This is a genomic window from Burkholderia ubonensis (genome assembly GCF_902833085.1).
In the GTDB taxonomy this organism is placed as follows: Bacteria; Pseudomonadota; Gammaproteobacteria; order Burkholderiales; family Burkholderiaceae; genus Burkholderia; species Burkholderia ubonensis.
In genome coordinates this window covers 269,909-289,355 of the sequence record NZ_CADFEB010000005.1, presented here as the reverse complement: position 1 = coordinate 289,355, position 19,447 = coordinate 269,909, and the positions used below count along the sequence as shown (strand labels likewise).

The 19,447-nt window shown below is 66.2% G+C and carries 16 protein-coding genes and 1 pseudogene; 10 read left to right on the top strand and 7 right to left on the bottom strand.

What is annotated here, in order from left to right; all coding sequences use genetic code 11:
• Window positions 1–11: 11 nt before the first annotated feature.
• A complete protein-coding gene (locus HWX31_RS15755) occupies window positions 12–815 on the bottom strand; it encodes an ABC transporter permease (protein ID WP_042584126.1) in 804 nt (267 codons plus the stop codon).
• Complete coding sequence (locus HWX31_RS15750; protein ID WP_174960115.1) at window positions 812–1,510, bottom strand: ABC transporter ATP-binding protein; 699 nt, start codon at window positions 1,508–1,510, stop codon at window positions 812–814. The genes HWX31_RS15755 and HWX31_RS15750 overlap by 4 nt, the downstream gene beginning before the upstream one ends.
• 162 nt (window positions 1,511–1,672) lie before the next feature.
• Here HWX31_RS15750 and HWX31_RS15745 point away from each other — a divergent pair, with 162 nt between their 5' ends.
• Both HWX31_RS15745 and HWX31_RS15740 read left to right on the top strand, forming a co-directional pair.
• Window positions 1,673–3,937 carry an AsmA family protein gene (locus tag HWX31_RS15745; protein ID WP_174960113.1) on the top strand — a complete coding sequence of 755 codons (2,265 nt, stop codon included), beginning with the start codon at window positions 1,673–1,675 and terminating at the stop codon, window positions 3,935–3,937.
• Window positions 3,938–4,103: 166 nt separating this feature from the next.
• The gene (locus HWX31_RS15740) at window positions 4,104–5,696 is read left to right on the top strand and encodes an ABC-F family ATPase (protein WP_174960111.1); all 1,593 of its coding nucleotides are present in this window, start codon (window positions 4,104–4,106) and stop codon (window positions 5,694–5,696) included.
• Window positions 5,697–6,170: 474 nt separating this feature from the next.
• Here HWX31_RS15740 and HWX31_RS15735 read toward each other — a convergent pair whose 3' ends face one another.
• Both HWX31_RS15735 and HWX31_RS15730 read right to left on the bottom strand, forming a co-directional pair.
• Entirely contained in the window at window positions 6,171–8,453 is a 2,283-nt protein-coding gene (locus HWX31_RS15735) for a sensor histidine kinase (protein WP_279613151.1), read from the bottom strand.
• Between the two features lie 47 nt (window positions 8,454–8,500).
• On the bottom strand, window positions 8,501–9,310 hold the full coding sequence (locus HWX31_RS15730; RefSeq protein WP_174960195.1) for a response regulator transcription factor: 810 nt from the start codon (window positions 9,308–9,310) through the stop codon (window positions 8,501–8,503).
• A 393-nt stretch (window positions 9,311–9,703) separates the two neighbouring features.
• Between HWX31_RS15730 and HWX31_RS35385 the strand changes: the two are divergent.
• Window positions 9,704–9,831: pseudogene (locus HWX31_RS35385) on the top strand (YadA-like family protein); the annotation flags it as partial.
• Window positions 9,832–9,912: 81 nt separating this feature from the next.
• Here HWX31_RS35385 and HWX31_RS15725 read toward each other — a convergent pair.
• Both HWX31_RS15725 and HWX31_RS15720 read right to left on the bottom strand, forming a co-directional pair.
• Window positions 9,913–10,455, bottom strand: a complete 543-nt coding sequence (locus HWX31_RS15725) for a hypothetical protein (RefSeq protein ID WP_174960109.1) — start codon at window positions 10,453–10,455, stop codon at window positions 9,913–9,915.
• Between the two features lie 87 nt (window positions 10,456–10,542).
• A complete protein-coding gene (locus HWX31_RS15720; protein WP_029226536.1) occupies window positions 10,543–10,908 on the bottom strand; it encodes a hypothetical protein in 366 nt (121 codons plus the stop codon).
• Window positions 10,909–11,146: 238 nt separating this feature from the next.
• Here HWX31_RS15720 and HWX31_RS15715 point away from each other — a divergent pair, with 238 nt between their 5' ends.
• From HWX31_RS15715 to HWX31_RS15705, 3 genes are all read left to right on the top strand, one after another.
• Window positions 11,147–12,583, top strand: a complete 1,437-nt coding sequence (locus tag HWX31_RS15715; RefSeq protein ID WP_060260362.1) for an aldehyde dehydrogenase family protein — start codon at window positions 11,147–11,149, stop codon at window positions 12,581–12,583.
• A 126-nt stretch (window positions 12,584–12,709) separates the two neighbouring features.
• A complete protein-coding gene (locus HWX31_RS15710) occupies window positions 12,710–13,900 on the top strand; it encodes an NAD(P)H-dependent flavin oxidoreductase (RefSeq protein ID WP_174960106.1) in 1,191 nt (396 codons plus the stop codon).
• A 66-nt stretch (window positions 13,901–13,966) separates the two neighbouring features.
• Window positions 13,967–14,608 carry an OmpW/AlkL family protein gene (locus HWX31_RS15705; RefSeq protein ID WP_174960104.1) on the top strand — a complete coding sequence of 214 codons (642 nt, stop codon included), beginning with the start codon at window positions 13,967–13,969 and terminating at the stop codon, window positions 14,606–14,608.
• A 105-nt stretch (window positions 14,609–14,713) separates the two neighbouring features.
• Here the strand turns inward: HWX31_RS15705 and HWX31_RS15700 are convergent, their stop codons facing one another.
• Complete coding sequence (locus tag HWX31_RS15700) at window positions 14,714–14,917, bottom strand: DUF1289 domain-containing protein (protein WP_059611822.1); 204 nt, start codon at window positions 14,915–14,917, stop codon at window positions 14,714–14,716.
• A 363-nt stretch (window positions 14,918–15,280) separates the two neighbouring features.
• On the opposite strand from HWX31_RS15700, the gene HWX31_RS15695 reads away from it, so the two are divergent.
• The 4 genes from HWX31_RS15695 to HWX31_RS15680 all read left to right on the top strand — a co-directional run bounded on the left by HWX31_RS15695 (window position 15,281) and on the right by HWX31_RS15680 (window position 19,381).
• Window positions 15,281–16,375 (top strand): polyamine ABC transporter substrate-binding protein, encoded by a 1,095-nt coding sequence (locus HWX31_RS15695; RefSeq protein ID WP_059611819.1) that lies wholly within the window; start codon window positions 15,281–15,283, stop codon window positions 16,373–16,375.
• A gap of 92 nt (window positions 16,376–16,467) precedes the next feature.
• A complete protein-coding gene (locus HWX31_RS15690) occupies window positions 16,468–17,628 on the top strand; it encodes an ABC transporter ATP-binding protein (RefSeq protein ID WP_059611817.1) in 1,161 nt (386 codons plus the stop codon).
• Window positions 17,625–18,554, top strand: a complete 930-nt coding sequence (locus HWX31_RS15685; RefSeq protein ID WP_059611815.1) for an ABC transporter permease subunit — start codon at window positions 17,625–17,627, stop codon at window positions 18,552–18,554. The genes HWX31_RS15690 and HWX31_RS15685 overlap by 4 nt, the downstream gene beginning before the upstream one ends.
• A complete protein-coding gene (locus HWX31_RS15680; RefSeq protein WP_059611813.1) occupies window positions 18,551–19,381 on the top strand; it encodes an ABC transporter permease subunit in 831 nt (276 codons plus the stop codon). Before HWX31_RS15685 ends, HWX31_RS15680 begins: the two co-directional genes overlap by 4 nt.
• Window positions 19,382–19,447 lie beyond the last annotated feature (66 nt).

The following is a 19,447-nucleotide window of genomic DNA, read 5'->3' as shown; positions in this document are numbered from 1 at the left end:
GCCGATGCATGTCAATGCGCGCGTTCTTCGAGCCGCGCGGCGAGGAAGCGATGATCGGCGGAGAACAGCCGCCGATAGGTCAGCAGCACCGCGCCGACCGTGCCGAGCGCGGACGCCGCGGCGATCAGGAACATGATGACGATCTGATAGCGCACGGCCTGCAGCGGCGACTGGCCGGCCAGCACCTGGCCGGTCATCATGCCCGGCAGGCTGACGACGCCGACGACGGCCATCTGGTTGAGCGTCGGCAGCATGCCGGCGCGCACGGCCTGGCGCGCGGCGTCCTGCGCGGCTTCCCAGCGCGTCGCGCCTAACGCGAGCGCCGTTTCCACGCGGTCGCGGCGCGCGGTGAGCTCCTCGGTCATCCGCTCGACGCCGAGCGACACGCCGGTCAGCGTATTGCCGAGGATCATCCCGAGAATCGGGATCGCATACTGCGGCGCGTACCACGGATGAATGCGGATCACGACGAACAGGCCGATCGCCGCGACGATCCAGCTGCTGGCCCAGATCGACAGGATGCTGTCGACGCGCTGCCCGCGATAGGTGCGCTTGCCGCGGCCGGCGCCCGCGAAGCCGGCGATCAGCGTCATCAGCGCGGTGAGCGGCAGCACGACGTACCAGTGCGCATGCCCGAACACCCAGCCGAGCACATAGCCGATCGCGAGCAGCTGCACGACGGTGCGCACCGCGGCGAGCGCGAGCTGGCGGCCGAGCCCGAGCGACAGCGCGGCCGAGATCGCACCGTTGACCGCGACGAGCGCCGCCGCGATGCCGACGTCGACGAGGCTCAGATCCTGCAGGACGGAATTCATCGCGCGACCTCCATGGCTTGTGCGGCGCTCGGCACACCCGCCTGCATCGTCACCCGCAACGTGCCGATCCGCGCGGCCTGCGCGGGATCGTGCGAGATCCACATGTAGGCGCGCGCGTCGGGCGCCGCATCGAACCACGCGCCGACGAGCGCCTCGATTGCGCGCGTCGAGTCCGGATCGAGCGCGGAGGTCGGCTCGTCGAGCAGCAGCACGTCGGGATCGAGCTGCAGCACGCGCAGCAGCGCGGCGATCTGCGCCTCGCCGCCCGACAGCTCGCTCGCGCGCTTGTCGAGGAAGTCCGCGCCGCGGCCCGCGCGCCCGGCGAGCTGCTCTGCACGCGCGCGGTCGAACGCCAGGTCGCGATAGACCGCGAGCGAATACGGATAGCGCAATTGCGATTCGACCGTACCGTCCGTCTGCGCGGGGCGCTGGCGCAGATACGCGACGCTGCGCCGATAGCGCGGAATCGCACTGCGGCGGATCGGCTTGCCGCGCCACAGCACGCGGCCGCCGTCGAGCGGGTCGAGCAGCGCGAGCGCGCGCAGCAGCACGCTCTTTCCCGACCCCGAAGGCCCGGTGATCGCCACGCGCGCGCCCGCGGGCAGGCTGAAATCGGTGGGGGCAAGCAGGATCTTGCCGCTTCTCGCGTCCCGCCGGGTCACACCCCGCGCGTCGATGAGGCCGATGGCTGTCATGTCACAAATGAAAAAAAGCGTTAATGGCGCCGAAGCGGCGCGCAAGCGTGCGTCATAATACCCAGCGAAAAGCTCGCGCGGGTGTCGTGCGCCGTTCGTCCACGCAACACGCAAGCGGCCCGGCATGGCGCGACATGCATCGAGAACAACAACGGAACCGCCATGACGCTTACTCGAGCCATCGGCAAATCGGCTGCATGGATCGTCGGCATCGTCGCGGTCGTGATCGCGGCGGCCGGCGTGTTTGTCTACACGTTCGACTGGAACCACGTGAAACCGTGGGTCAACGAACAGGTGAGCGCGGCGCTCGGCCGCCCGTTCGCGATCAACGGCGACCTCAGGGTCGACTGGCGCCGCCCCGACGGCGAAACCGGCTGGCGCGCGTGGGTGCCGTGGCCGAGCCTCTCCGCGACACGAATCGAAATCGGCAACCCCGACTGGGCGAAGGCGCCGAAGTTCGTCACGCTCGACGCCGCGCATTTCGATCTCGCGATCCTGCCGCTGCTTGCGCATGAAATCGTCATTCCGTCGATCGACGTCGTCAATCCCGCGGTGGATCTCGAACGGCTCGCCGACGGCCGCAACACGTGGACCTTCCAGTTCAAGCAGTCGAACCAGCCGTCGCCGTGGAAGGTGCGGCTCGACAGCTTCGGCTTCGCGAAGGGCATGGTCACGTATCACGACGCGATCACGAAGGCCGACCTGACGATCGCGATCGACACGCTCGGCCAGCCGATTCCGCTCGGCGACGTGATGAAGGAGCAGGAGGAAACGTCGCGTGCGGCGTCGGCGCAGCGCGTCGGCAAGCATGGCGCCGCGCAGTTGAGCGCGAAGGCGAGCGCCGAGGCGGCGTCGGGCGCGTCTGCCGCGCAGGCGGCAAGTGCGGCAGACGCGTCATCCACGCCGGCGGCTTCGTCCGCGACGCAGGCATCGTCCACCGCGGCGGTCGCGTCGGTTTCCGGCGCGAGCGGCGCCCGCGCGACCGCCAAGGCGGCCGGCCCCGCGTACGCATTCGGCGTGAAGGTCGACGGCCGCTACAAGGGCGTGCCGATCAGCGGCACCGGCAAGCTCGGCGGCGTGCTCGCGCTCGAGGATGCGTCGCGGCCGTTCCCGCTGCAGGCCGACCTGAAGGCGGGCGACACGCGCCTCGCGATCGTCGGCACGCTGACCGATCCGCGTCAACTGGCCGCGATCGACCTGCGCCTGTGGCTGCAGGGCACGACGATGTCGCACCTGTATGCGCTGACCGGCATCACGCTGCCGGACACGCCGCCCTATGCGACCGAAGGGCGCCTGATCGGCAACTTCAAGCCGCACGCGAGCACGTTCCGCTACGAGAACTTCAACGGCCGGGTCGGCGGCAGCGACCTGAGCGGCACGCTCGCCTATGCGCAGCGCGAGCCGCGTCCGCTGCTGTCGGGCGAGCTCGTGTCGAACCTGCTGCGCTTCGCCGACCTCGCGCCGGTGATCGGCGCGGACACCGCCGCGAGCAAGGCGCAGCGCGGCGACACGACGCGCCAGCCTGCAGGCCGCGTGCTGCCGGTCGAGGCGTTCCGCACCGACCGCTGGCGCGCGCTCGACGCGGACGTCAAGTTCACCGGCCGCAAGCTGATCAAGAGCGCTGACCTGCCGATCACCGACCTGTACACGCACGTCGTGATGCAGGACGGTGTGCTGTCGTTCGAGCCGCTGAAGTTCGGTGTCGCGGGCGGCTCGCTCGCGACGACCGCGCATCTCGACGGCAGCGGCGCGCCGCTCAAGGGCCGCTTCACGGTCGCCGCGCGGCACCTGAAGCTCAAGCAGCTGTTCCCGACGCAGAAGGTGATGCAGTCGGCGCTCGGCGAGATCAACGGCGATGCGTCGTTGTCCGCGACCGGCAACTCGCCGGCCGCGCTCGCCGCGACGTCGAACGGCGAGGTGAAGGCGATCGTGACCAACGGCGCGATCAGCCGGCTGCTGATGGAAGCGGCCGGCCTGAACGTCGCGAACGTCGTCTACGAGAAGCTGTTCGGCGGCCGCGACGTGAAGATCAACTGCGCGGCGGTCGATTTCCAGGCGACCAACGGCGTGCTCGACACGAAGGTGTTTGCGCTCGACACCGACGATGCGCTGATCAACGTCGACGGCCCGATCAGCCTGCGCGACGAATCGATGAACCTGAAGGTCCATCCGCACACGAAGGGCTTCCGGATCTTCTCGCTGCGCTCGCCGCTGTACGTGAAGGGCACGTTCAAGAATCCGGACGTCGGCGTCGATGCGGGCGCGCTCGCGTTGCGCGCCGGCGCGATGGTCGGCCTCGGGCTGATCAACCCGCTGGCCGCGCTGATCCCGCTGATCGCGCCGAGCAACAACAAGGACGTGCCGTGCAGCGAGCTGTTCGCGCAGCTGAAGACGCCGACGAAGGTGTCGGCGAAGGTCGGCAAATGACGGGCGCGCACGGCGGCCGCGACGCCTGCGGCGCCGGCTGCCGCCCCCGCGGAAATTGCGATACGCCCCCGTTTATCCGGCAGCCGGACGCGGTGTGACCCAGCGATTCACCGACTCCTGCTAAAATACCCGGTTTTCCGTCGATTACCTCTTAACGGGATCTGCCGTGCTTTCTACTGCCAATATCACGATGCAATTCGGGCCGAAGCCCCTGTTCGAGAACATCTCGGTCAAATTTGGCGAGGGCAATCGCTATGGCCTGATCGGCGCGAACGGCTGCGGCAAGTCGACGTTCATGAAGATCCTCGGCGGCGATCTGGAGCCGAGCGGCGGCAACGTCGCGCTCGAGCCGAACGTCCGCCTCGGCAAGCTGCGCCAGGACCAGTTCGCGTACGAAGACGTGCGCGTGCTCGACGTCGTGATGATGGGCCACACCGAGATGTGGGCCGCCATGACCGAGCGCGACGCGATCTACGCGAACCCCGAAGCGACCGATGACGACTACATGCACGCGGCCGAACTCGAGGCGAAGTTCGCCGAGTACGGCGGCTACGACGCCGAGGCGCGCGCGGGCGCGCTGCTGCTCGGCATCGGCATCGAGGAGAAATTCCACACCGGCCCCATGAGCGACGTCGCGCCGGGCTGGAAGCTGCGCGTGCTGCTCGCGCAGGCGCTGTTCTCGAAGCCGGACGTGCTGCTGCTCGACGAACCGACCAACAACCTCGACATCAACTCGATCCGTTGGTTGGAGAGCATGCTCAACGAGTACAACTCGACGATGATCATCATCTCGCACGATCGTCACTTCCTGAACTCGGTGTGCACGCATATGGCCGACATGGACTTCGGCACGCTGAAGGTCTGGCCGGGCAACTACGACGACTACATGCTCGCGTCGGCGCAGGCGCGCGAGCGGCAGGCTGCGGCAAACACCCGCGCCAAGGAGCGCGTCGCGGAACTGCAGGACTTCGTGCGCCGCTTCTCGGCGAACAAGTCGAAGGCCCGCCAGGCGACCAGCCGCGCGAAGCAGATCGACAAGATCAAGATCGAGGAATTCAAGCCGTCGTCGCGCCAGAACCCGTTCATCCGCTTCGAGTTCGAGAAGAAGCTGCACAACGTCGCGGTCGTCGCGGAAGAGATCACGAAGAAGTACGAACGCACGATCTTCCAGAACTTCAACCTGTCGGTGCAGCCGGGCGAGCGCATCGCGATCATCGGCGAGAACGGTGCGGGCAAGACGACGCTGCTGCGCTCGCTGCTCGGCGCACTCGTGCTCGACCACGGCACGGTGAAGTGGTCCGAGAACGCGAACGTCGGCTACATGCCGCAGGATACGTACGAGGAGTTTCCGGACGACGTCGTGCTGATGGACTGGATCGACCAGTACCGCAAGGACGGCGACGACGAGACGATGGTGCGCGGCACGCTCGGCCGCCTGCTGTTCTCGGCGGACGACATCAAGAAGTCGGTGAAGGTGCTGTCGGGCGGCGAGAAGGGCCGCATGATCTGGGGCAAGCTGATGCTCGGCCGCCACAACGTGCTGTTGATGGACGAGCCGACCAACCACATGGACATGGAATCGATCGAGTCGCTGCAGATCGCGCTCGAGAAGTTCGAAGGCACGCTGATCTTCGTGTCGCACGACCGTGAGTTCGTGAGCGGGCTGGCGAACCGGATCATCGAAGTGACCACGCATGGCACGCTGACCGACTTCGGCGGGAATTACGAGGACTTCCTCGCGAGCCAGGGGCAGGCGTAACGGTCCGTCCGATGTACCAGACCTGATGTACCCAGTTGTACCCAAGAGGCCCGCCCGGTTTGCAACCCGGCGGGCTTTTTGTTGTATCCATAGGCGGGGCCGCACGCTCCATTAATAACGGAGAAACGCGGTAGTTGCGACCTGCCTGATTTCTTCGCGCCATTTCGATCTTGCAAAACAGGCTCTGTGAACGGTCCCGCGCAAACTTCGAAAGGAGAACTTCAGGCATATCCAGTGCGTCATCGCAGCGTCCATCGCGCGCGCCTAATCACACGTGAGGCAAAGCACCTCATCCGAAAACCACCTCCCAACAATATTGGGAAAGAATGGAGGCCAATACCATGCTGGCGGCGTTGTGGTGTTGTCGTGCCAGTAATGTCCTCGAGGAACTTGGAGCCGAGTGCATAGGCTGACGCCATCGGAATCCCCCAAGGCCCGCATCGGCAATTTGCCGGTAGCGGGCCTTCGGTTTTTTCAATGTACCGGACGCTCGTGAGGCGCCAGCGCGAGCGCTTCGATGCCCGAGAAATCCAGTGCGTCGAGACTGAGCCGGATCTCAGCCAGAAACGCCGTGGCTGCGGGGTGAACGCGGCTCGTGCTGTCGATCCATTGCTCGATGTCGGTCAGGCGTCCGTCTTTCGCGAGAACCGCCAGTTCCCGGCGGTCGCTTTCGGGTGGAACGGCAATCGCCGGCGGGCGATCGCGTCGCAAGCCCATGTCGGCGGAACCGAAGGACGAATAGGGGATGACGTTCGACGTCGCCGCAGCGCCAGCCTCCGCGGCGGCCACGACGATCTCGAACGAAAACGAGGTGCCGCGAGCAGGCGCGCTCGACACGCGCAGGTCGCCGCCCATCGTGGTGACGATGCGCTGCGCAATGAACAGCCCGAGGCCCGTGGTGCCGTTCATCGACTGCATCTGGCGAAAGGCCGAAAAGAGGCTCGACTGTTGCTCGATGCCGATCCCGATGCCGGTATCCGCGACGTCGAATCCGATCAGCCAGCGGTCGTCCTGCCGGCGCGCTCGCACGGTCATCATGACGATGCCGTCACGGGTGAATTTGGACGCGTTGGACAGCAGGTTGAGCAGCACCTGCTGCAGCCGGCGGCCATCGATCGCCACCCGGCGAGGCAATGACGTCAGCGCCTGATAGTGGAACTGGTTGTTCAGTTGCGTACAGAGTGCGATCGCATATTCGGCGATGTCGTTCAGCAGCGCGAGCAGGTCCGTTGGCGCCGGGGCGATGTCCAGCGGCTGCAGCTCGGCTTTCGCATACCCGATCAGCTCGTCGATCAGGCCGAGTTGATAGCTCACGCTGCGCTCGATCGCGCGGATCAGGTTGGCCTGCTTCGAATCGGCGGCGTCCAGCAGCAGTCCGGCGTAGCCGGCAATCGTCGCAAGCGGGGCGCGAAGGTCGTGACTCACATAGCCGAGGGTTTCGATCTTCTGCTGGTTTTTCTCTTCCGCGTCGAGCAAGGCCGCGTTCAATGCCGCCGTGCGCTGCGCGACCTCGTGCCGCAGCCGTTCGTGCTCGCTTCGCTGCCAGTCGGCAAGTTCCTCCCGCGCCTCCTGCCGCTGTTTCCCGACGTGGTTGATCCATGCGGCGAGCACGACGAGATGATTGGCCAGTCCAATCACGGCGATGACGGGGTTCGGACGAATGTCGGCATTCAGCCATGCCAGGCCGGCCGGCAGGAAGCCGAGCGTCTCGACCAGGTGCAACGCAAAGTTGAACAACCCGAAGCCCACCGTGATCAGCATGATCCGTGCGGTGGGCGTAGCCTGGCGCGAGAGCACGGCGGCAACGCCCACTTCGACGATGCCGAACATCCCGTTGACGGCCAGGCTGACCTGCGCGAAAAAGTACAGATTCCCGAACGCGGCGCCTGCCGCCGTGACGCCCTCCAGGACCGCGAATCCGAGCAGCACGCGGCGCGCGGGGAGCATGGTTCGCTCGCCGTGGGCGATGCGCAGGATGAAGACGATGAACAGCAGCAGGCTGATGCAGCCGAACACCGAAACGCTGCGGGCGCTCCATTCGACTGCGTGCGGCCATAGATAGACTTTCGTATAACCGCGCACGGCGGCTTCATACGATGCCGTCATGAAACAGACGGCCGCGAGCAGGAGAAACGAGACGCTGCGCGAGAAACAGGCGATCAGCAACGCGCACCATCCGAGCGCCAGGATGCCGCCGATCAGGCCGCCGCCCCAAAGCGCCGCGCGCTTCTCGAACGCGTCGTATTCCGCGGCCGCATACAGCTTCGGCTCGAGCGCGAGCGCGGTATCGCCCGTCACGCGAATCAGGACGACGGCCTGCTCGCCGGGACCGAGGGTGAATCGCGTCAATGGATTGCGGGATGCCGATGGCCGCGCTGCCGGCGCCGCGACGGCATCGATGCCGTCAGGTGTCCGATGGCCGCCCCTTCCGATATGGAAGTCCACGTGCACGAGGCGCGGTTCCATGAGCGCAAGGACGAGCGACGATTCCGTCGTGCCGCGGTTGGTCACGGTCACCCGCAGCCACCACGCCGAATGCGAGAAGCCGGGTTTCAATCCGTCCTGCCGCACGGAGCGAAACCCGCCCGGGCGTTCGGTCGGCAGCGCGAGTACGTCGTCCAGCCGCATCCGGCCCGACACGTCTTCGAATACCTGAATCCGGTCCAGCGAAGCACGCTGCGGGATCGGTTGGGCGGACGCATCGGGCAGCACGGCAAAGGCGCACGACACCCACCCGCACAGGCACAGGAACAGCAAGAGCAACCGTCGCCACATGACGGTCGTTGTCGCGGCGCTAGCCGAGATCAAGATCGGGCATCCAGGATGACGGCCGGCTCCTGCAAGCGACATGAACGACATTCGTCCCGGTAGGCCGACGGCGTGACGTCAAATCGCTCGCGAAACGCCGTGGCGAAATTCGCGGGGCTCGAAAAGCCGATTTCTTCGGCAATCTGGGCGATGCTCAACGGCGTGGTACTCAGCAGGCCTTGAGCAATCCGCAAACGTTCGTTGCGCAGATACTCGAATACGGTCTGGCCAAGGGTGTCCCGGAATGCGCGCGTCAGCCGCTTTTCATGGGTGCCGACCAGGTGGGCGAGCCGTTCGACCGTGGGCGGGTCGCTCAGTCTTTGCGAAAGATGCCGAATGGCCGCGCGAACGATGGCGTTGTTGCCGGTGGGGTCCGACTCAGCCGGATCGGCTTCGGCATGCCGGCCGCCTTTCGCGCGGCCGAGGTGGATGCGAATCCGCGCAAGAACCTCGGCAGGCTCGAACGGCTTCAGCACGTAGTCGACGCCGCCGATCTCCAGCCCCTCGAGACGCTCGTCGAGGTCGCCGGCCACCGTCAGGAAAATGATCGGAATCGCGCACGTGCCGGGCGTTTCGGCAAGCAGCCGGCAGGCCGCGAAGCCATCCATGCGCGGCATCCGGACGTCCATCAGGATCAGGTCGGGCGAGATCGCCAGCGCCCGCTGATACGCCTGTGATCCATCGAATGCAATGCTGATCCGGTAGCCGGCACGGCGCAGGATGGTGATCAACAGGTGAAGCTGGTCCGGCTGGTCGTCGACGACAAGAATGTGCGCGTCGGCAAGTGCGGATGGTCGGGGCAGCATGGTGGATACGTGCAGGCGTTGCGGATTGCGATCCGACATCAAGCTTTCGGTTGTCTTTCGGTCGCTGTGTCAATTCGCGTTCTACGCGACCGGTCTGATTTACCGACTTCTCACGATTGTTTTGCCTGGCCCGAATCGCTGCACTGCAGCGGCGCATGCGGCACCCCGGTGACAAGGCGCGACGCGGTATCGCCGGCTGCCGCGCAGAATATCAGATCGCATTGATCTGCGGAATATCAAAAAATTACCCCCGAGCAAAAGGTTTGGACGCTCGGGAAAAGGCTTGTATGCATAGCGCTGCAACAATGCGCTTCGACGTTGCGCGGGCCGTATCGCCAGGTGCAGGTATCCGAGGGGCGAAAGGCGGCGAACGGCAGAGGTTCGACCGCGACGACGTTCGCAGGCCGGAAGGCGATGGCCGCCGGCGTGCAGGCCGCGTTGCAGGGAATCGGAAGGGGACGCCGAATGGCGGTTTCAGCGGCAGTCAGCGCGTCGTCGGGGCGGGCATGCCGTATCAGTGGACGGGCGCCCTGCATGAAGGTGGCGAAGCGCATGTGTCGCGACGAGCCGGCGCGCCGAGCGGCGAACCGGCAGGTCGCCAATCACTCGGCCGGCTCGATGTCCAGCGGGCACGTGCCGGCAAGGCGCAACCGCGTGCCGGTCCATTCGTAAAAGAACCGGGCCGCCTTGGCGTTGCCGTGGTCGCAGTCGTCGTTGAAGCAGCCCGAAACGATCAGCAACGTGCTGCCGCTCCGGAAGTCGAGCCGCTCGTCGCCATTGCCCATCACCCCCGAGATCTCCTGCACGCCGGGCATCGTGTAGGTCGTTCCCGTGTACTTGTCGACGATCGCGAAATTCCGGCAGTCCGTCCCGCAACCCCACACGGCGACGCGGTAGTGACCGGCAAAATTGGCGGGTTCCGTGAATTCGCCTCGAATGACGGTACGGTAGAGGCGGGCTTCCTTGCTGCGCAGCCGAGGCGCGTCGGGCAGCGTGCGCGGCGCGCGCACGGCGCGAGCCGGGTATCGGTCGAACGATGGCGACGGGCATGCGCTGGCGGGCGCCGCCGGGGTGGCCGCGCGGGCCGAGGCGGCAAGCACGGCGAAGGCGCCGGCGATCAGCGAAAGTCGGTATGCGCGTGTCACGCGATCATCCTTGCAGGTTCGAGGTTCAGTTGGGCTGCAGGCACGGCGCCCGAGCATCGATCCGTGCGCCGCATGTCCGCCTCGTCGTCAATCCGCCAGCCGCTGGTCCGCGAGCGCCTTGCAGCAGTCGTCGTACACCCATTGCACGAGCCGCGCCTGATAGTTCAGGTCGTCGGTGTCGACGATCTCCTCGACCGCGTCGCGCGCCCAGGCCGCGTCGACGAAGCCGGCGTGGCGTTTCGCGATGTCCTGCGCGAGCGCGGACAGCTTCGCGATCGCCAGCCAGTCGGCCATGCGGTGATGGCGGTCGAGCCAGCGGTGCGCGGCCTGTACCTGGAACGCGGAATCCGGCCATGCCTCATTGAGGTAGTACGCGCCGAGATTGCCGCAGGTGAGCCAGCAGAGGAGCTCCAGGCGGTCGTGCGAGCCGAGGGTGGGACGGGCGTCGGTCATGGCAGCGCTCACGATAAGCGTCGATTCCGGGTGGCGGCCGGGCGCAAGGCGCCGGTGCCGATACTAAAAACATAGCACGATGCGGACCATGCCGCGCACCCGGACTGGTGCGGATAGGGGGGCGCATGGCGGCGCGGCGTCATCCTGCACCGCGCGGATCGCCGCGCCGGCGCCGCATGCCGTCACGCGCGTTCCGCGCTCGCTAAAATGGTCGTTTCCACGGAGACGGAACACGACGATGAAAACCTACGACCAGTTCTATATCGACGGCGCCTGGCGCCAACCGGCGGGCGCCGGCACGATCGACGTGATCGATTCGGGCACCGAGGCCGTGATCGGCCGGATTCCGGAAGGGCAGCCGGCCGATGCGCAGGCGGCGATCCGCGCCGCGCGCGCCGCGTTCGACGGCTGGGCCGCGACCCCGCCCGCGACCCGCGCCGCGTATCTGCGCAAGATCGCCGAGCATCTGCAGGCGCGCAGCGAGGAGCTGGCGCAGTCGATCACGGGCGAAGTCGGGATGCCGATCAAGCTGTCGCGTGCGATTCAGGTCGGCGGGCCGATCTACAACTGGAACGCGTATGCGAAGCTCGCGGAGTCGTTCGAGTTCGACGCGCAAGTGGGCAATTCGCTCGTCGTGCGCGAGCCGGTCGGCGTCGTCGCGGCGATCACGCCGTGGAACTACCCGCTCAACCAGATCACGCTGAAGGTCGCGCCGGCGCTCGCGGCCGGCTGCACGGTGGTCCTCAAGCCGTCCGAAGTCGCGCCGCTCAACGCGTTCATGCTCGCCGAGGCGATCGATGCCGCGGGGCTGCCGGCCGGCGTATTCAACCTCGTGTGCGGCTACGGGCCCGTCGTCGGCGAAGTGCTCGCGACCGATCCCGACGTCGACATGGTGTCGTTCACCGGCTCGACGCGCGCGGGCAAGCGCGTGGCCGAGCTGGCCGCCGCGAGCGTCAAGCGCGTCGCGCTCGAGCTGGGCGGCAAGTCGGCGTCGGTGATCCTCGACGACGCCGACTTCGCGGCGGCGGTGAAGGGCACGGTCAACGCGTGCTACCTGAACGCCGGGCAGACCTGTTCGGCACACACGCGGATGCTCGTGCCGCAGGCGCGTTACGACGAGGCGCGCGCGCTGGCGAAGACCGCGGCCGAAGCGTACGTCGCCGGCGACCCGCGGCAGGAGGCGACGCGTCTCGGCGCGCTCGCGTCGGCCGCGCAGCAGCAGCGCGTGCAGTCGTACATCCAGCGCGGCATCGACGAAGGCGCCGAGCTCGTGACGGGCGGCGTCGGCCTGCCTGACGGCATCGAGAAGGGCTTCTTCGTGAAGCCGACCGTGTTCGGCCGCGTCGATCCGAAATCGACGATCGCGCAGGAGGAAATCTTCGGGCCCGTGCTGTCGATCATCACGTATCGCGACGAGGAGGAAGCGGTCCGCATCGCGAACGACTCGCCGTACGGCCTCGGCGGCGCGGTGTGGGCGGGCAGCGACGAGCGCGCGCTGCGCGTCGCGCGGCGCATGCGCACCGGGCAGGTCGACATCAACGGCGGCACGTGGAACATGGCCGCGCCGTTCGGCGGCTTCAAGCAGTCGGGCCATGGGCGCGAGAACGGCGTCTACGGACTCGAGGAATACCTCGAATACAAGTCGATGCAGCTGAAGCCGGCGAAGCCCGCCTGAACGGCACGACGCGCGATTTCTGAAAACGGCACGCACCGCGCGTGCCGTTTTTTCTTGACGCCGCTCAAGGTGCGCGTCGGCGGACGCGCCGATCATCGCATTTCCCGATGTTCGACGAGGTACCCGATGTCCGCACGCACTTCCTTCCCGCCGCTCGTGATTCGCGGCCGTTCGCTGCTGCCGATCGTGCAAGGCGGCATGGGCGTCGGCGTGTCCGCGCATCGCCTCGCCGGCAGCGTCGCGCGCGAAGGCGCGCTCGGCACGATCGCGAGCATCGACCTGCGGCATCACCATGCGGACCTGCTCGCGCGCTGCCGCGCGCAACCGGACCGCGCCACGCTCGAAGCCGCGAATCTCGAGGCGCTCGCGCGCGAGATCCGTCTCGCGAAAACCTATGGCGAAGGGCGCGGGATGATCGCCGTCAACGTGATGAAGGCGGTCCGCGCGCATGCGGACTACGTGCGCGTCGCTTGCGACGAAGGCGCGGACGCGATCGTGATGGGCGCGGGCCTGCCGCTCGACCTGCCGGACCTGACGCACGGCCGCGACATCGCGCTGGTTCCGATCCTGTCGGACAGCCGCGGCATCGCGCTCGTGCTGAAGAAGTGGATGAAGAAGGGCCGGCTGCCGGATGCGATCGTGATCGAGCATCCCGCGCACGCGGGCGGCCATCTTGGCGTCACGCAGCTCGACGACATGCACGACGCGCGCTTCGATTTCGCGCGCGTGCTCGACGAGACCACGCAGGTGATCGCGTCGCTCGGCCTCGAGCGCGAGCGAATTCCGCTGATCGTCGCCGGCGGGATCAACAGTCACGACGCGGTGCGCGACGCGCTGGCCGCCGGCGCGAACGGCGTGCAGATCGGCACGCCGTTCGCGGTCACCGCGGAAGGCGACGCCCATCCGAATTTCAAGCGCGTGCTCGCCGACGCGAGCCCCGACGACATCGTCGAGTTCGTCAGCGTGACGGGCCTGCCCGCGCGCGCGGTGAAGACGCCGTGGCTCGAGCGCTACCTGCGCAACGAGGCGCGCATACGCGAGAAGCTCGGCGCGCTGAAGCTGCGCTGTCCGGCCGCGCTCGAATGCCTGAGCGTGTGCGGGCTGCGCGACGGCATCGAGAAGTTCGGGCACTTCTGCATCGATACGCGCCTCGCGGCCGCGTTGCGCGGCGACGTCGCGAACGGGCTGTTCTTCCGCGGCCGCGAAGCGCTGCCGTTCGGCCGTGCGATCCGCAGCGTGCGCGATCTGCTCGACCTGCTGCTCACGGGCAGCGCGGGCGAGCCTGCGACAAACCGTCCAGCGTTTACGCTGGCTTGACGAACATCAAAACGCACCCAAGACCCTCCCGGCAGAATGGATTCCGTTCTTTGGGGGTCCATACAGATGCATAAGACGATTCAAAAATTTGTTACCGCCGCGGCATGCGCTGCGGGTCTTGCCGCGATGCCGGCGGTGTCGCACGCAGCATCGCAGGGCGACGGTATTTACCAGGGTGATTTTCTGGCCCGCCTGCGCGCGATCAGCATTCAGCCGAACGAGCGCGGCAGCGACACGCTGGGCGCGATCAACGTCGGCGTGAAGAACGCGATCGTGCCGGAGCTCGATTTCACGTACATGATCCGCGACTACCTGGGCGTCGAGCTGATTCTCGGCACGTCGCGGCACCAGATGACGTCGAACCTCGGCAACCTCGGCGGCGTGAACGTGCTGCCGCCGACGCTGCTGCTGCAGTATCACTTCAACCATGCCGGCAAGGTGCGTCCGTATGTCGGTGCGGGCCTGAACTACACGTACTTCTACAACAACGGACTCAACGTCGGCGGGCAGGGCGTGTCGATCAACAAGAGCAGCTTCGGCCCGGCGCTGCAGTTCGGCCTCGACGTGCAGGTGACGAAGAAGGTGTTCGTCAACGTCGACGTGAAGAAGATCTGGATGAGCACCGACGCGACGCTCGGCGACAAGCCGATCGGCACGCTGCACATCGATCCGCTGATCGTCGGCGTGGGCGTCGGGATGAAGTTCTGATCACGCAGCACGCGCAACAGACGCAATAAGAACAGAGTTGGGGTTGGCGGCACGGCGGTATGCGTGCCGCTTTTTTTTGTTTGCGCGCCGGAACGCGCCGTCGCGTCAGAGCTTGTCGTACTGGAAGCGCATCGCGGTGCCTTCGCGCGAAATGCGCTCCCACACCGCGCGCTTTTCGTCGTCGCTCAGGAAGACCCAGTTCGAGACCTCGGTGGCCGTGCGGCCGCAGCCCTTGCAGACTTCGTCGAAGAGGGTCGAGCAGACGCCGATGCAGGGGCTGTCGGGCAGGTCGTGAAGATTGGAGGCCATCGGAAGGTTCGCACGGGAAAACGTCAGCGGGCATTTTAATGCATCGGACGCGACCGCTCCCGGCGCCCGGCGTGATGCCGGGCGAGGCCGCCTGTCGGCCGATTGCTTTCGGCCGTCCATTTTCGGGATGGACAGACGGAAATTACCCGATAGAATTTCCCCCGGATTACCCCGCTGCGCGAGCCGGTATGCGGTTTGCGACAGGAATCTGTTCCGTTTGCGCGACACCGGCATGATTTTTTTGTGACGGGCGTCGAATAATGGTAGCTTTCGGGGTTTTCAAGGGACAGCGCGGATTTTCACGCGCGGTCATGGCGAGGCAGACGACAGCCGGACACGCGTCCGGCCGGACGGGAGAACGGGATGAAAGCAAAGGTGGCGGGCCGGTTCGCAGCGCTGGCGCTGTGCGTGGGCGCATCGGCGGCAGCGGCGAAGGATACGCAGCTCAATGTCTACAACTGGTCGGACTACATTGCGAAGGACACGATCCCGAATTTCGAGAAGCAGACGGGCGTCAAGGTCCGCTACGACAACTACGACAGCGACGACACGCTGCAGGCGAAGCTGCTGACCGGCAGCTCGGGCTACGACATCGTCGTGCCGACCAGCAACTACGCGGGCAAGCAGATCGCGGCCGGCATCTTCACGCCGCTCGACAAGTCGAAGCTGCCGAACCTCAAGCATCTCGATCCGCAACTGATGGCGCTCGTCGCGGGCGCGGACCCGGGCAACAAGTTCGCGGTGCCCTGGGCATACGGCACGACCGGCCTCGCGTACAACGTGAACAAGGCCCAGCAGATCCTCGGCAAGGTGCCGCTCGACAACTGGGACATCCTGTTCAAGCCGGAAAACATCTCGAAGCTGAAGGCGTGCGGCGTGTCGGTGCTCGACGCGCCCGACCAGATGTTCGCGGCGACGCTGCACTATATCGGCAAGGATCCGATGAGCACGAACCCGGCCGACTACAAGGCCGCGATGGAAGTGCTGAAGAAGATCCGCCCGTACATCACGCAGTTCAACTCGTCGGGCTACATCAACGACCTGGTCGGCGGCGACCTGTGCTTCGCGTTCGGCTGGTCGGGCGACGTCGTGATCGCGAAGCATCGCGCGATGGAAGCGAAGAAGCCGTACAAGGTCGAGTACTACATCCCGAAGGGCGGCGCGCCGGTCTGGTTCGACGTGATGGCGATCCCGAAGGACGCGAAGAACAAGGAAGCCGCGCTGGAGTGGATCAACTACATCGAGGACCCGAAGGTCCACGCGGCGATCACGAACGCGGTGTACTACCCGAGCGCGAACGCCGAGGCGCGCAAGTACGTGCGGCCTGACGTCGCGAACGATCCGGCCGTCTATCCGCCGGCCGACGTCGTGAAGACGCTGTTCCTGCTCAAGCCGCTGCCGCCGGAGATCCAGCGTCTGCAGACGCGTCTGTGGACCGAGCTGAAATCGGGACGCTGACGCAAAGCGGGCCGGAGTCGCACATGCAGTCATGAAGCCCCTGGTGCCCCCGGGGGCTTTGTTCGTCAAACGCAGGAGAGAAGCAGCACATCATGAATAGCCAGTCGAGTGCGCCGGTTGCGAGCGCGCCGTCCTTCGTTTCCTCGTCCGGCGCCGGTTCGCGCGCCGAGAACTTTGTCCAGATCATCGACGTCGTCAAGAAATTCGGCGAGACCGAAGCGGTGCGCAGCGTCAGCCTGACGGTGCGCAAAGGCGAGCTGTTCGCGCTGCTCGGCAGCTCGGGCTGCGGCAAGTCGACGCTGTTGCGGATGCTCGCCGGCCTCGAGACGGTCACGTCGGGCAAGATCCTGATCGACGGCGAGGACCTCGCGCAGATGCCGCCGTACAAGCGGCCCGTGAACATGATGTTCCAGTCGTACGCGCTGTTCCCGCACATGACGGTCGAAGCGAACGTCGCGTTCGGCCTGAAGCAGGAAGGCGTGCCGAAGGCCGAGCTGAAGGAGCGCGTGCATGCGGCGCTCGAGCTCGTGCAGATGGGCAAGTTCGCGAAGCGCAAGCCGCACCAGCTGTCGGGCGGCCAGCAGCAGCGCGTCGCGCTCGCGCGCTCGCTCGTCAAGCGCCCGAAGCTGCTGCTGCTCGACGAGCCGATGTCGGCGCTCGACAAGCAGATCCGCCAGCGCACGCAGATCGAGCTCGTCAACATCCTGAACAAGGTCGGCGTCACCTGCATCATGGTCACGCACGACCAGGAAGAGGCGATGACGATGGCGAACCGGCTCGCGGTGATGAGCGAAGGCCAGATCGTCCAGATCGGCTCGCCGAACGAGGTCTACGAGTATCCGAACACCCGCTTCTCGGCCGAGTTCATCGGCTCGACCAACCTGTTCGACGGCGTCACCGTCGAGGACGAGCCCGACCACGTGTTCATCGAGTCGCCGGGCCTGCCGTGCCGACTGTACGTGAACCACGGCATCACCGGCCCGCTCGGCATGCCGGTCTCGGTGTCGGTGCGCCCCGAGCGCATCGCGCTGACGCGCAAGCCGCCCGAAGGCGCGTTCAACTGGGCGCACGGCCGGATCTCGAACGTCGCGTACATGGGCGGGTATTCGCTCTATCACGTGAAGCTCGACGGCGGCAAGACCGTGATCGCGAACGTGTCGAGCCTCGCGATCTCGGAGCTCGAGACGCCGTCGCTCGGCGACGAGATCTACGTGCGCTGGAGCGCATCGGCGGGCGTGGTGCTGACCTCATGACCGCGTTCAAGTCCCTGCTCAACTGGCCGGTGAGGCGCTTCAACCTGACCGGCCGCACCGCGGTCGTCGCCGGCCCGTTCACGTGGCTCGTGCTGTTCTTCCTCGTGCCGTTCGTGCTGGTCGTCAAGATCAGCTTCGCGGAGCTGCAGCTCGGCATCCCGCCGTACTCGGAGCTCGCGACGTACACCGACGGCGTCGTGCACATCGCGCTGAACCTGTCGCACTACGCGTTCCTGCTGACCGACAGCCTGTACTTCGCGACCTACGTGAACTCGGTGCTGGTCGCCGCGATCACGACGCTGCTGTGCCTGCTGCTCGGCTATCCGATGGCGTACTACATCGCGCGCTCGAACCCGGCGACCCGCAACATCCTGATGATGGGCGTGATGCTGCCGTTCTGGACGTCGTTCCTGATCCGCGTGTATGCGTGGATCGGCATCCTGAAGAACAACGGCCTCCTGAACAACTTCCTGATGGCGATCGGCCTGATCCATACGCCGATCGAGCTGTACCGCACCAACTACGCGGTCTACATCGGGATGGTGTATTCGTACCTGCCGTTCCTCGTGATGCCGCTCTATGCGCACCTCGTGAAGATGGACCTGCGCCTGCTCGAAGCCGCATACGACCTCGGCGCCAGGCCGTGGAAGGCGTTCGTGCAGATCACGCTGCCGCTGTCGAAGAACGGGATCATCGCGGGCTGCCTGCTGGTGTTCATCCCGGCGGTCGGCGAATACGTGATTCCGGAACTGCTCGGCGGCGCGAACACGCTGATGATCGGCCGCGTGATGTGGAACGAGTTCTTCAACAACGCCGACTGGCCGATGGCTTCCGCGGTCACCTGCGCGATGGTGCTGCTGCTGCTCGTGCCGATGGCGATGTTCCAGCGTTTCCAGGCGAAAGAGCAGGAGGGCCGCCGTCAATGAAGCCGAATCGTTTCCTGCAGTTCGCGGCGCTCCTTGCCGGTTTTGCGTTCCTGTACATCCCGATCGTCAGCCTGATCGTCTATTCGTTCAACGAGTCGAAGCTCGTCACGGTCTGGTCCGGCTTTTCGTTCCGCTGGTACTCGGCGCTCGTCGACGACGACGAGTTGCTGACCGCCGCGTGGCTGTCGCTGAAGATCGGCCTCATGACCGCGACCGCGTCGGTCGTGATCGGCACGTGGGCCGGCTTCGTGCTCGCACGGATGGGGCGTTTTCGCGGCTTTGCGCTGTTCAGCGGAATGATCAATGCGCCGCTCGTGATTCCGGAAGTGATCCAGGGGATCTCGCTGCTGCTGCTGTTCATCGAGCTCGGCAAGTGGATCGGCTGGCCTGCCGAGCGCGGCATCTTCACGATCTGGCTCGGCCACGTGATGCTGTGCATCTCGTACGTCGCGATCATCGTGCAGTCGCGCGTGCGCGAGCTGGACCCGTCGCTCGAGGAGGCTGCGCTCGATCTCGGCGCGACGCCGCTCAAGGTGTTCTTCGCGGTCACGCTGCCGCTGATCTCGCAGGCGCTGATCGCCGGCTGGCTGCTGTCGTTTACGCTGTCGATCGACGACCTCGTGCTGTCGGCGTTCCTGTCGGGCCCCGGCTCGACGACGCTGCCGCTCGTCGTGTTCTCGCGCGTGCGGCTCGGACTGAATCCGGAGATGAACGCGCTCGCGACGCTGCTCATCTTCGCGGTGACGGCCGGCGTCGTGATTGCGAACTTCGTGATGCTGCGCCAGGAGCGGCGCAGGATGACGGCGGCAGCTGCGGCAATGGCCTGACGCCGTTTCGCCCGATGCCACGTAAAACGCCCGGTGCCGACGACGAGTCGGGCCGGGCGTTTTCTT